Source organism: Bacteroidota bacterium (genome assembly GCA_016715425.1).
Classification (GTDB): Bacteria; Bacteroidota; Bacteroidia; order Chitinophagales; family BACL12; genus JADKAC01.
This window is the reverse complement of record JADKAC010000002.1, coordinates 155,304-167,612: the sequence shown is the minus strand read 5'-3', so window position 1 is coordinate 167,612 and position 12,309 is coordinate 155,304. Positions and strand designations below refer to the sequence as shown.

At 33.7% G+C, this 12,309-nt stretch carries 13 protein-coding genes; all 13 read left to right on the top strand.

The genetic code is table 11. The features are described 5' to 3' along the window. Positions 1–4: 4 nt before the first annotated feature. The 13 genes from IPN31_02635 (at position 5) to trmD (ending at position 12,245) form a co-directional block, all read left to right on the top strand. Positions 5–1,075, top strand: coding sequence for a hypothetical protein (locus IPN31_02635; protein ID MBK8680802.1), 1,071 nt, complete (start codon positions 5–7; stop codon positions 1,073–1,075). A 17-nt stretch (positions 1,076–1,092) separates the two neighbouring features. Next, complete coding sequence (locus IPN31_02630; GenBank protein ID MBK8680801.1) at positions 1,093–2,478, top strand: flippase; 1,386 nt, start codon at positions 1,093–1,095, stop codon at positions 2,476–2,478. Positions 2,479–2,487: 9 nt separating this feature from the next. Further along, positions 2,488–3,393, top strand: coding sequence for a sulfotransferase domain-containing protein (locus IPN31_02625; GenBank protein MBK8680800.1), 906 nt, complete (start codon positions 2,488–2,490; stop codon positions 3,391–3,393). Beyond that, entirely contained in the window at positions 3,381–3,608 is a 228-nt protein-coding gene (locus IPN31_02620; GenBank protein ID MBK8680799.1) for a hypothetical protein, read from the top strand. Before IPN31_02625 ends, IPN31_02620 begins: the two co-directional genes overlap by 13 nt. Further along, positions 3,562–4,269 (top strand): sulfotransferase domain-containing protein, encoded by a 708-nt coding sequence (locus IPN31_02615; protein ID MBK8680798.1) that lies wholly within the window; start codon positions 3,562–3,564, stop codon positions 4,267–4,269. Before IPN31_02620 ends, IPN31_02615 begins: the two co-directional genes overlap by 47 nt. Positions 4,270–4,271: 2 nt before the next feature. Then, on the top strand, positions 4,272–5,594 hold the full coding sequence (locus tag IPN31_02610; protein MBK8680797.1) for a hypothetical protein: 1,323 nt from the start codon (positions 4,272–4,274) through the stop codon (positions 5,592–5,594). Between the two features lie 24 nt (positions 5,595–5,618). Beyond that, complete coding sequence (locus IPN31_02605) at positions 5,619–6,611, top strand: DUF4915 domain-containing protein (protein ID MBK8680796.1); 993 nt, start codon at positions 5,619–5,621, stop codon at positions 6,609–6,611. Positions 6,612–6,614: 3 nt separating this feature from the next. Further along, positions 6,615–7,571: a sulfotransferase domain-containing protein gene (locus IPN31_02600; GenBank protein ID MBK8680795.1), complete on the top strand. Its 957-nt coding sequence runs from the start codon at positions 6,615–6,617 to the stop codon at positions 7,569–7,571. Further along, positions 7,559–8,605 carry a glycosyltransferase family 2 protein gene (locus tag IPN31_02595; GenBank protein MBK8680794.1) on the top strand — a complete coding sequence of 349 codons (1,047 nt, stop codon included), beginning with the start codon at positions 7,559–7,561 and terminating at the stop codon, positions 8,603–8,605. The genes IPN31_02600 and IPN31_02595 overlap by 13 nt, the downstream gene beginning before the upstream one ends. Before the next feature lie 2 nt (positions 8,606–8,607). Beyond that, positions 8,608–9,339 (top strand): hypothetical protein, encoded by a 732-nt coding sequence (locus tag IPN31_02590; GenBank protein ID MBK8680793.1) that lies wholly within the window; start codon positions 8,608–8,610, stop codon positions 9,337–9,339. Beyond that, entirely contained in the window at positions 9,336–10,289 is a 954-nt protein-coding gene (locus IPN31_02585; protein ID MBK8680792.1) for a sulfotransferase, read from the top strand. The genes IPN31_02590 and IPN31_02585 overlap by 4 nt, the downstream gene beginning before the upstream one ends. A 120-nt stretch (positions 10,290–10,409) precedes the next feature. Beyond that, a complete protein-coding gene (gene rpsP, locus IPN31_02580) occupies positions 10,410–11,039 on the top strand; it encodes a 30S ribosomal protein S16 (GenBank protein MBK8680791.1) in 630 nt (209 codons plus the stop codon). A gap of 528 nt (positions 11,040–11,567) precedes the next feature. After that, entirely contained in the window at positions 11,568–12,245 is a 678-nt protein-coding gene (gene trmD, locus IPN31_02575; GenBank protein MBK8680790.1) for a tRNA (guanosine(37)-N1)-methyltransferase TrmD, read from the top strand. Positions 12,246–12,309 lie beyond the last annotated feature (64 nt).

The window sequence follows — 12,309 nt, the reverse complement described above, 5'->3', positions numbered from 1 at the left end:
TGGTATGAAAAAATTATTTTCACATATCGCATTGTTAATTCTACTCTACTTTGTAGTTAGTCAGATTGCTGTTTATACATTGCCTTTTTCCTGGGGAAATACAAGACTGAACACAAAATATAAAGCTTATCAGGAAGAAGAATCCGAATACAACACCTTATTCATTGGTGCCAGTACTACCTATAGACATGTTGATCCAAAAGAATTTGATGATTATGTAAATAGTATAAATCCATCTTTGAATATTCGTTCTTTTAATTTTGGAATTCCTGCGAACCGCACACCACAATCTATTTATACACTCGATAATTTATTGAAGGATAAAAAAGATCATATTAAATACGTTGTGTTGGATTTAAGTGAGCTTACTAAAATGGGTGTCGACAACTTGCATAAAAAAGAAATGCTTTATTGGTACACATGGAGTAATATCGGAATGATAATGAAAGCGAGTTGGGAATCGGAAAATAAAATTGTAAATAAAGTTGGTGTACCTGTATTACATGCATTTTCATTTGGAGAAAAATCTTTAATGGTTGGAATGGGCGCTGCATTTCTTGAACAGCATCTGGGTTATAATTTAGAAACACTTGCATTAGGTCCGGATAAAAATGGTTTCTATAGCCTCGACCAGGAATTACAGGATTATCCGGAAGGCGACCTCTCTATTCGCTATGATGTATTGCGTACTGAGGATACAATTAATTTCCGTACTCAATTATGCCAGATGTTATATGATAAATATGGCGATGCAACTCAAAATCCAAATAAAACAATGGCGAAGGAATTAAATAAAGTGATCAAGGATTGTGAAAGCAAAAACATCCAAATCATTTTTATGCTGTCGCAACGATTGGGCGACCGGTACGAATATCTTTTACCGTTATACAATCAACTACCTGAAAGAAATAAAATTTCATTTGCCAATCCAAGCGAATATCCACAATTTAATGATCGCAATAATCTGTTTGATTTAACGCACTTAAATGCGCCTGGGGCAGAAATATTTACCAAATTATTAGCTGATAAATTTCTTCAGAAAATAGGAGTTCAAGAGAATTCTTCACCGAATTAAAATTCTTATTAGCAATAATGTTTAACAAGATCAAAAAAAAAATTAATAGGAAATTTAAAGACAAGGACTTTTCTGAAATTTTTAAAAAAGGTGCATCCGGGTTTTTTATAAGTATTGTAGGTCGCAATTTTGGTTTCGCTCAACAACTTGTTATTACAAATTTCTATGGTGCTGCAGCATTTGGTGTATTTCGTGTTTGCTTTTCTTTATTAAGTCTTATTGGAATTTTCGGCAGGTTTGGTGTGGACATGGCAATTTCTCGCTTTGTTGCTCAATATAGAAAACAAGGTCGTTACGATTTAGTGAATGAAATTTTTCAGATTGGAATTAAGATGGTTATCCCACTCGCTCTTCTACTGTCTGTTGGCTTGTTTTTTACTGCCCCACTAATTTCTGAACATGTTTATCACAAGCCCTATACACTCTATATTCAAGTTTTTGCAATTGGTATTTTCTTTTTCATATTGAGTGGTATTATTGAGGAAGGTATAAGAGGATTAAAAAAAATAACCGCATACTCCTGGATTAATAATGTTTCTACTCAGGCCTTTTCAATTGCTATTTTATTAATTGGATTATTGTTTACTTCTTCAGATATCATTGTAAATATTTCTTATGTAATCGGTCTAATTCTAACATTTATATTAGGCGCATATTATTGGTTTAAATATATTCCTTATGAGAAAATAAAAGTCAAAACAATTAGCCGGAAAGAACTTTTAGCTGTTTCATTACCGATGCTATCTGCTAAATATTTAACTACATTATATACTTGGTTGGGCACATTAATTTTAGCGGCCTATGTTGCCGATGATAGTGTGGGAATATTTAATGGCGCTGCCCGCATGTCTGCATTTGCAACTATGCCTTTAATTGCAATTAATAATATTTCCGGACCAAAATTCGCCGAGGCATTTGGTGAAAATGATCAGAAAGCAATTAATAAAACTGTACGACTTTCTACCAGACTTATCTTCTGGACTTGTATGCCGATTATGGCTGCATTCTTTTTATTTCCAAAATTGATAATGGGTGTGTATGGTTCTGAATTTATTTCACAAGAAGCAATATTCACTTTTGCAGTTATTAATTTAGGTCAGGTAGTTAATTTCATGACAGGCCCTGTAACGCAGTTGTTAAATATGACCGGGCGACAGTTAGTTACACAGCGATATGCAATTCTAACTACCATTACAAGTATTGTATTAAGTGTGTTGTTAATTCCGAGTATGGGTATGTTAGGTGCAGCTATTGCCACAGCAATTGCCCGAACAGTTTTAAATCTTGGATGCTCTTTGCATATATATTTTACAATGGGCATTAATACAATTTATAATCCGCTGAGCGATGTTGTTTTATTGTTTAATAAAGCATTTGGTAATAATAATAAATCAGATAAATAATTAATATAGATGGAGAACCGTTGGCCAAATTTTTTGATAGTGGGTGCTGCACGAAGTGGTACAACTGCACTGCATGAACATTTGGCAACGCATCCTGAAATTTTTATGCCTCTACAAAAAGAACCGAGCTTCTTTTCTTTTTATGGTAAACATCCGGACTTTAAAGATTCGAGAAATAAATACATCCAATCACCGGAGGAATATTTAAATCTTTTTGCAGGGCAGAATGAAAAAATATTGGGAGAATCTTCTACTCCTTATTTATATTTTTTTGATGACAGCATTCGTAATATTCAAACCCTAGTACCTGATTCAAAAAAAATAAAAATATTAATCATACTGCGCAATCCTGCTGACCGTGCATTTTCTCAGTATATGCATAATCGTCGTGATTTGCGTGAGCCACTTTCTTTTGAAAAAGCAATAGCTGCTGAAAAACAACGCATGCAAGAAAACTGGCATTTTGATTTTTATTATGCAGACAAAGGATTTTATTATAAGCAGGTAAATGCATACTTAAACAATTTTGATCATGTGAAGATTATGTTCTTCGATGATTTGGAACAACAGCCGAATAGGTTTATTAAGCAAGTGTTGGAGTTTCTGGAAATAGAAAGTGAAAGTTTGCAAAAAGAAATTCAACAACGCAATCAAAGCGGTGAAATGAAAGTGAAATGGTTCAAACGCTTATTATCAAATCGCAGTAATCCGGTATTGAATGGAATCAGAAAGATGATGTCGAAAGATGCGAAGAAGAAATTGAGAATGCAGGCAAAAAATTTATTGCTTAAACATAATTTGAAGAAAGTGGATATGGAAGCAGAAACACGGAAGCAATTGGTGGAATTATACAGGCAGGATATTATGCTATTGGAAAAATTAATTCAAACAGATTTATCACAATGGTTGAATTAAAAAAGAATATTCCAGTTCAAAACTTCTTTTGTATCGGTGCTCAAAAAGCCGGTACTACTACCTTGGCTGAAATTCTGAATCAACATAGTCAGATATTTCTGCCAGCAGTAAAAGAAACAAAATTTTTTTTGTTTGAAGATGATTTTAATAAAGGTATAGACTTTTATAATGCTACTTATTTTAGTAATTATAAAGGCGAAAAAATTTTCCGGTGAATTTGATCCGGATTATATAATGGAAGGCAAAGTGGCTGAACGATTATTTAATACGTATGGTGCCAATCTTAAATTTCTTGTAATATTTCGTCATCCGGTGGATCGGGCATATTCACATTACCTGATGACAAAACGTAAAGGTCTGGAAGATTTAAGTTTTGAAGATGCTTTGAAAAAAGAAGTCGGTCGTAAATCAAATTTTAAAGAACAAAAAGTTTTTGCCTATAAAACGAGAAGTTTATATGCTGAACACTTGCGTAATTATTTTAAATTTTTCCCAAGAGAAAATTTTTTGTTTCTTGTATTTGAGGAGGATATTAAAAAGCAATTGCCGGAAACAATTCGGCGTATTGAAGATTTTTTACAAATAGAACATCAGGAATTGCCAACGGATGTTCACAGCAATCAAGCATTTGAAGCGAAAAATGAAATGGTTCGTGATCTTGTGAGAAGGCCTAACTTTGTGAAGCAGATTTTTAAAACTTTGATACCAGGAAAAAGCACAAGAAAAAAATTGCGTGATTTTTTTATAAAGCAAAATGCAAAAACGGTGAAGTCACCAAAACTGGATTTAGAAATTCGCCATAAATTATTTACAGAATATTTTAGTAATGATATTTTGGCGACAGAAGATTTAATACAAAAGAAATTAAATTATTAATAATGGGAATCACCACACCGGAACCAGGAATTTATAAAGAACCGAATTCGGTATGGGGAAAACTATGGATTCTTATATTCATAATTTTATTTACAACACGCTTACTTACCAAGACAACACTAACGGATTATTACACTTATGCCGAAGTGTTTTGGTATTTTTTTATCACAATCTTTTCATTCATTTATTTATTTTATGTAATCCTGATACGCAAGACTTTGGATGAAATGAATTATCTGTATGTGATGATGCTAACTTTGCCGGTGTTATCGGCAGTGGCAGCAAATATTGCTGAAGGGCAAAGTATTCCCGGTGGATTAATTGCGCAAAGACATTGGTTTGGTTTGGGAGGTATTTTTTTAATTATCTTTTTATTGCGGACTCATTTTTTTACCATCAAGGATTTGTTTCGTGCCATGGAATGGTTAGGCTGGTTATGCCTGTTCTTTTATTTGTATTGCTATGTTTTTCTTGACGCAGAAAAATATGCAGAATATTCTTTCGTGGGTTATAGTGATTTAAAAGGAGGATATCGTTTTCGTTTTGGTGTTGATTTTATCTCCTTTCTTGCTTTGTACTACATGATAAAATTTATAGTGGAAAAAAAGCAGATGTACGTTTGGTTGGCAATTATTCAACTTGCTTATTTATTTTTCTTGCATCAAGGAAGAATTGTAATGCTTTCTGTTGTTGCCGGTATATTTCTATATTATTTAATTGAAGTGAACTGGAAACGTACATTGATTTATTCATTTGTAGGAGGCACTCTATTTCTTGTCTTCATGACTATTCTAACCTTTGCGTTTCCTGAATTTGCCGGCAGATATTTAGAACAATATACAAACGTCGTTTTGGTCTTTTTAGGTGAGGATACTGGTGAAGGTTCTGTTGAAGCAAGGGTGGAGGAAACTGCAATTGTACTTATATATCTGGCCTCATACCCTATAGGATGGGTAATTGGCGTGGGAAAATATGGTGCCGATTATAATGATCCGGATAAACCAATTACCACAATAGCACCGGGTGATATTGGAATACTTGGTTCGATAATAACCTATGGAATTTTAGGTACTTTAATTATGTATATTCAATTTTTTATTGCCTTCCGCTCTATGAAATTTGTAAAGACCTATAGAAAAAATGTGTATTATATTACGGCGGTATATTTTTTATTTTATTGTTTTGCCACTTCCTTAGCCAAAGGAAATTTATTCACCCAACCCGGCTCAACCGCTATTTTTATTCTAGTAATTTATGCATTTAAATTGTGGGAAGTTCAAGAAAGTAAAAAGGAGATTGTTACAAAGAAAATTGCTGCCACTTAAAATTAAAAAAATTAATTATTAGCTATGTTTTTAAAAGAGTCAAATAGATTATTAGTTATCGGTTCATTAAATGCAAACCCTGCCGACAGAGTTTTGAATCGTGATACAATACGAAGTGTTCAGCTTATTAATAATAAGGAAGAAATTATTCCTGTTCCTTTTTTTAATACATGGGGCGAGTTGGGCATGAGCTCTATGGCACCACATCCGCATGATCCATTTATATTATTTTTTGCATCGAGTGTTGCAGTATTTAAATTTGATTTGAAGCATGCAACTTATGTGGATCTGCAAATTCCTAATCTTACAGATATACACGAAATAAGTTTCATCGGTAATGGTCTTTGGATTTCCAATACCAAGCACGATGAAATTGTGTGCTATGATATTACTACAAATAAAGTTTTATCACGTATAAATCTAAGTGATTTTAAATCTACAGCACCGGAAGAAGGTGAAGATGCAGATGATGTAGAAGTGGTTGACAAATTTCATTGCAATCTGATTTTTCCAGGCTATGATAATGATACCTATATATTAGTGCATCATACTTCAGGAAGACAATTAATGAAGCGTATTGCACAAAAATTTATTAAGAGTCAAGGCAATGGTGGCGTTGTAAATATTTCGAATCGCAAACGATATCCATTGAATTTAAAAGCACCGCATAGTGTGCGACAAGTAAATGGAAATTATTGGGTTTTTGACAGTGGGCATTTTGAGCTAAAAGTGTTTGATAAAGATTGGAAATTTTTAAAGAGCATAGACACAAAAGGATTTGGCAGAGGTGGTGATTTGGATAATGAACTGGGTTATTATTATGCCGGAGTTTCTGAAACTAGAAAGCGCTATTTAGGTTTATTCCCCGGTGGTGAGGCAGTACCTAATATGGTTCAAATAGTTTCAATAAAGGATTATAAAATAATTAAGTCAATTAAAATTCCGTATGTGGAGCAATTGAATAATGTATATTGTATATCGAAGGATGTTGCCGATGCGCTGCTTGCTCTGAAATAACTCATGAGTATAAATAACACACTCCCAAATTTTATAGTTGTTGGCGCAAATAAAGGCGGCACTACTTCGCTGTATCATTATTTGAAACAACATCCGGAAGTTTATCTCAGCCCAATAAAAGAACCGCATTATTTCTCAAAAGATATTGATACGAGTTTATTTTTAAAATCGTTTGCAAATAATAAATTGCAAGATATAGAAGGGTATGTTAATGGTGAAATGGATGTGGAATATCATGCAGCATTTGTGAGAAGTTGGGAGCAATATCAATTGTTATTTAAAAACATTCAAGCGCAAAAAGCAATTGGTGAATTAAGCACTTCGTATTTGTATTCTACAGTTGCGGCACAAGAAATAAAGCAAGCATTGGGCGATATAAAAATCATTATCGCTTTGCGCAATCCTATACAAAGAGCCTTCTCGCATTACCGCATGAATTTATATACAGGCAACAGTAATATTTTCAATTTTATGCAGGCAATACAAGAAGATGAAAAGCATATCCCTAAAGTGTGGGGTAATGCAAATCTGTATTTAGAATTGGGATTATATTATGAGCAAGTGAAACGTTATCTCGAAATATTTTCACCCGAAAATGTAAAGATTATTTTCACAGAAGATATGCGTCGCAATAGCAAACAATTGATTAGTGAACTATATGCATTCATTGGTGTCGATCCGAATTTTATTGCCGATACTTCTGTGCAATACAATGAAGTATATACACCGAAATATAAAAATCTTACTTGGTTATTGAATACACTTGGGATTCGTCCATTATTAAAACGTATTTCGGGATCCGGAATTAAAAAATTTGCAGTAAAATATTTATACAGAGATAAATCGGATAAGGGAGAAATTACTCCGGAAGAAAAAGCATTTCTTATTAATTATTATAAAGTGGATATACAAAAATTATCTGCTTTATTGAATAAAGACCTAAGCAATTGGATGCAATAAATACACATGCACCTTCGGTATGTATTATCCTGGTAAATTATAATACCTGGGAAGATACTATTGAATGTATGGAGAGCATTTTAAAAAGCAACTACAGTAATTTTCAAATTGTAGTTGTAGAAAATTACTCAACAAATAATTCATGGGAGCAACTAATTAAATGGTGTAGAGGTGAAGCATTTCCAAAAGTAGAAGCCTCAAATCCATTATTTAAATATTCAAATCCACCTGCTATAAAACCAGTGATGTATTTAAGAGCAAATGTGGAAGAATCTGATCATTTGCGATTAATTAATACCGGTGGAATCAAACCAATTCTATTTATTAAAAGTGATGAAAATCTTGGTTTTGCCGGTGGTAATAATGTGGGTTTGCGTTATGCAATTTTTAATAGCTTCGACTATATGTGGTTGTTGAATAATGATACCGTAATTGAAAGTGATACATTGAAACAACTTGTAGATTATGGGGAATTGCATGCAAAGAAAAAGATTGGCATTATTGGGTCTAAATTATTATTGTATCACAAGCCGGATACCTTGCAGGGAATGGGAGCAGTGTTTAATAAATACTCGGGTAAATCAAAAATAATTGGAGCGCAACAAAAAGATATTGGGCAGTTTGATAATGCTGATGTACAATGCAATTATGTAATTGGTGCTGCTATGTTTGTACCTCGAAGTTTTGTGTTGGATGTAGGTGTTATGAGCGAAGATTATTTTTTATATAATGAAGAAAATGATTGGGCTTCTCGTGCAAAACGCAAGGGTTGGTCCGTAGGTGTTGCGGCAAAAAGTAAAGTGTATCACAAGCAGGGAGCAAGCACTGGCAATAGTCCGAAAAAAAGTAAATGGCAGATTAAAGCCTTGCATTATAAATATCGTGGGAAGATAAAATTGTATAAAAAATATTATCGCCCGCAACTGCCATTTCTGTATTTACATCTCCTCAGCAGAAGTGCAACTTATTTAGCAAAAGGAAATTTTAGTGAGGCCGCCGTTATTTATAAAGCCATTTTCAATACAAAGTTTTAATTATGATTATCAGTGATAAATTCAAGTATGTTTTTATAGAACTTCCACAAACTGCAAGCAGTGCAATTGCAAAAGAGTTAATTGCAAACTATGATGGGAGAGAACTTTTATTTAAACATGCCTTATACAGTACCGATTTTTTAAAGCAAGCAACTCCTGAACAAAAAACATATAAAGCAATTAGTGGCTTGCGCAATCCAATGGATATTTGTGTAAGCAATTATTTTAAATTTAAAACAGATCACGAGAATCGCTATTCCAATCCACGCTATTTGAAACATGGCTTTTTAAGAAAATATATTATGCGTTGGTGGAATATAAGGCAATATAAATCTATTGTAAAAGGTGGTGAATCTTTCGAGAACTTTTTTATGCGGGCGTATTCAATCCCTTATGCATCATGGAGTATAATGGAACATAAAAATTTTGATTATATCATCCGCTTCGAAAATTTGCAACATGATTTTTCTGAGATGCTAAAATTGGTTGGTGCTGAAAAAGTAAGAGACATTCCACAAGCAAATAAAACTGCTGAAAAAACAAAAACGTTTTGGGAATACTATGAAACCGATAAAGCTAAGCGCAGAGCTAAATTTATTTTCGGTCCTTATATGCAACATTGGGGTTATGATTTTCCTGCTTCATGGGATAAATTTAAAATTCCGGCACAAGCATTTTGGTTATACAATTTTTTTAATGTGCTGCGCAAATTTTTCTGGAAATATCTGCGGTGAGTAATTTAAAACTTCCAACATTTCTGGTGGTAGGTGCGGTAAAGGCCGGTACCACTTCCTTGCATGAATATTTAAATCAGCATCCTGAAATTTTTATGTCGCCTGTGAAGGAAACAAATTTCTTCAGCGACGCAGATATGTTGTTTGATAAATTCAATGTGGATTATAAACAGGATATAGATCATAATCTCGATAAATATCTGGATGGTCCGATGGATAAAAAAATTCATATTGCACATGTCCGTACCTGGCAGCAATATCAAAAATTATTCAGAGATGTAAAAGAGCAAAAAGCAATTGGTGAGATAAGTAATTCTTATTTGTATTGCCCCAATACGGCAAATGCCATTCATGCGCAATTGCCAGAAGCAAAAATTGTAATGATATTGCGCAATCCGATTGATCGTTTGTTTTCTCAATATCTGATGAATCTTAAACTCGGAAAAATTATTACCAAAGATTTGTTGCTTGAAATTCAGAATGATCAAGATAAAAAAGATAAGGGCTGGGGTGTAAGTCATTTGTATTTGGAAGTAGGAAAATATTATCCGCAGGTAAAAAATTATTTTGATATTTTTTCAAAGAATCAAGTGCATGTAATTCTGTATGATGATTATAAAAAAGATCCTGCTGTGGTAATGAAAAAGTTATTTGCATTCATTGGTGTGGATGCAGATTTTTCTTTGGATATGAGTATGAAATATAATGAAGCAGGTTTACCTCGTTTTGGAAAATTAAATTATTGGTTGACACAAACAGGAATTTACGGATTATCAAAAAAATTATTTCCCGACTCATTAAAATCACGTATTAAATCTTTGATCTATACAAAAGATAATATCCCTTTAATTTCCCCAGAGGAAAAAAGTTGGTTGATTAATTACTATAAAGAGGATGTGGAGCAATTAGAAAAATTATTGGGAGTATCGCTTCAGCATTGGTTGCAATAGTCAAATTCTACAGACTATTAAAAATTTTAGGTATTAATTATTAACTTCGCACCTCAATTCCCGATCGTCGTTTTATACGATTATTCCGGGATATTTTTTAACAATATTAATTATTGAAACATGTCAGTTAGATTAAGATTACAGCGACACGGTCGCACAAAAGCGCCTTTCTATCATATCGTAGCAGCGCACAACACTTCACCCAGAGACGGTAGATTTATTGAGAGATTAGGTTCTTATAATCCTACTAAAGTTCCTGCACAAATTACATTGGACGTAGATAAAGCACTAATGTGGTTATTACAAGGTGCAGAACCTTCCACTACTGTAAATGCAATTCTGAAATACAAAGGGGTGCTTTACAAAAAACATTTATTACGTGGATTGAAAAAAGGTGCATTAACGCAAGAGCAGGTGGATGAAAAATTTATGGATTGGGAACGTGGCCATCATGGTGCTGTTAGTGATCATGTGAAAATGATTGAAGACAGAGCAGCAAAAGCGAAATCAGATGAGAAGGATCGCATTGATGCTAAGCGTAGAGATAAAGAAGAAGCAGATGCAAAAGTTATAGCCGATGCCAAGGCTGCGGAAGATGCAGCAGCAGCAGAAGCTAAAGCAGCGGAGGAAGCTGCAACAGCAGAAGTGGAAACACCTGCTACAGAAGCTTCAAATGAAGAGCCTGCAAGTGATGTTCAAGAAGAAAAATCAGCGGAAGAAAATACTGCTGAAGAGCCTGTAAAAGAATAAGTGTTGATTTCCGGTTCGTTAATCGAGGTCGGTTATTCTTTGCGCACCCATGGGGTAAAAGGTTTTTTGCGTATTCAATTCAATGAAAATATTAGAGTGCTTTCGAAATCGGAAGCACTCTTTTTTTTATTTTCTGAAAATCATATTCCCTATTTTATTGAGGAGATAGATTATTTTGAAAATGGTGATACATTAATAAAACTGGAAGACATCAATACTAAAGAAGATGCCGCTGTTCTCACCAAAAAACCAGTGTTTGGAAATTTAGAATATGTATTGCCTGAAGAAGAAGAAGAATTGGATTCTGAATTTGTAGGATTTTTAATTGTAGATAGTAATCTGGGTGAACTTGGAGTTATTTTAAATGTAACTTCAATGGGGGATTATGATTTGGTAACTCTTAATTTTAATGAAAAGGAATTGTTACTTGCATTGCATCCCAACCTGATTTTAAAAACGGACTTAAAAAAAGCAAATTCTTTTCATTCAGGCGCCGGAAGGTATCTTGGATATTTAAATTCTATTGTAATGCGAATCGATATTATTACCGTTCTACCTGAATTATTACAGAGCCCACTGAATCATAGTATTATGAAACGGGCAAAAGAGAAAGGTTTATTAGAAGTAAATCTTATTAATCTCAGAGATTATAGCACATTTAATCATAAGCAAGTAGATGATTATCAGTTTGGTGGTGGCGCAGGAATGGTGATGATGATAGAGCCGATTTTTAATTGTGTGAATGCGCTTCAATTGGAAAGAAAATATGATGACGTCATTTATTTATCTCCCGACGGTGAATTATTGGATCAACCGTTGGCAAATAATCTTTCTTTAAAAAATAATTTGCTGCTGCTTTGTGGTCATTATAAAGGTGTGGATGAGAGAGTGCGGGAACATTTAATAACAAGAGAAATATCCATTGGCAATTATGTACTTAGTGGTGGTGAATTGGCAGCCGCAGTGTTGGTGGATTCTATCGGGAGATTATTGCCCGGAGTATTAAATGATGAAACATCTGCTCTCAGCGATTCTTTTCAGGATAATTTATTATCACCACCGGTTTATACCCGACCTGCTGAATTTAATGGTTGGAAAGTGCCGGATATATTGCTGAGCGGCCATACAGCAAACATTGAAAATTGGCGATATGAGCAGGCAATGGAACGAACAAAACAACGCAGACCAGGATTATTAGAAGAATAATTATAGTTGCTTGTAATTAGAAACTGCAATTTGTACCTTTGCCTTCCACTTTTAAAAGCTATAA

Bases quoted from the DNA above. Each gene is read 5' to 3' on its own strand.
- IPN31_02635 (MBK8680802.1), top strand. From the start codon at position 5: ATGAAAAAATTATTTTCACATATCGCATTGTTAATTCTACTCTACTTT.
- IPN31_02630 (MBK8680801.1), top strand. From the start codon at position 1,093: ATGTTTAACAAGATCAAAAAAAAAATTAATAGGAAATTTAAAGACAAG.
- IPN31_02625 (MBK8680800.1), top strand. From the start codon at position 2,488: ATGGAGAACCGTTGGCCAAATTTTTTGATAGTGGGTGCTGCACGAAGT.
- IPN31_02620 (MBK8680799.1), top strand. From the start codon at position 3,381: ATGGTTGAATTAAAAAAGAATATTCCAGTTCAAAACTTCTTTTGTATC.
- IPN31_02615 (MBK8680798.1), top strand. From the start codon at position 3,562: ATGCTACTTATTTTAGTAATTATAAAGGCGAAAAAATTTTCCGGTGAA.
- IPN31_02610 (MBK8680797.1), top strand. From the start codon at position 4,272: ATGGGAATCACCACACCGGAACCAGGAATTTATAAAGAACCGAATTCG.
- IPN31_02605 (MBK8680796.1), top strand. From the start codon at position 5,619: ATGTTTTTAAAAGAGTCAAATAGATTATTAGTTATCGGTTCATTAAAT.
- IPN31_02600 (MBK8680795.1), top strand. From the start codon at position 6,615: ATGAGTATAAATAACACACTCCCAAATTTTATAGTTGTTGGCGCAAAT.
- IPN31_02590 (MBK8680793.1), top strand. From the start codon at position 8,608: ATGATTATCAGTGATAAATTCAAGTATGTTTTTATAGAACTTCCACAA.
- rpsP (MBK8680791.1), top strand. From the start codon at position 10,410: ATGTCAGTTAGATTAAGATTACAGCGACACGGTCGCACAAAAGCGCCT.
- trmD (MBK8680790.1), top strand. From the start codon at position 11,568: ATGCGAATCGATATTATTACCGTTCTACCTGAATTATTACAGAGCCCA.